The following is a 375-nucleotide window of genomic DNA, read 5'->3' as shown; positions in this document are numbered from 1 at the left end:
ATCGCCATCAGAAGCCTTAGGCATCCCCCAGACGCCCTTTTGCTGTGTGTTGTCACTTGTTTACTACGATGTTGGCCTGACAAGATCGCCTTGTCAGTACCTGCTCCACCACCATGCCGATGATGAAGCCGTTTCTCCCTGTAGGTCAAAGAACAAATGAACCCGAATGGTTCATGTGGAGAATAACGGATTCGAACCGTTGACCCCCTGCTTGCAAAGCAGGTGCTCTAGCCAGCTGAGCTAATCCCCCATGAGCTTGTTACTGTGGGCCTGCGTGGACTCGAACCACGGACCTCTACATTATCAGTGTAGCGCTCTAACCACCTGAGCTACAAGCCCAGAACTTTGCGTAATGACATCAATGGTAGCGACTAA

The 375-nt window shown here is 51.2% G+C and carries 2 tRNA genes; both read right to left on the bottom strand.

Annotated elements, in window-relative coordinates:
• Window positions 1–176: 176 nt before the first annotated feature.
• Window positions 177–250 (bottom strand) — tRNA-Ala (locus ACYVC2_RS25540).
• 15 nt (window positions 251–265) lie between these two features.
• A tRNA-Ile gene (locus tag ACYVC2_RS25535) sits at window positions 266–339 on the bottom strand.
• Between the last annotated feature and the right edge of the window lie 36 nt (window positions 340–375).

The sequence above is a fragment of the Spirosoma koreense genome, assembly GCF_054777875.1.
Note: the sequence above shows the minus strand (reverse complement) of the source record. Positions and strands in the feature narration are given on the sequence as shown.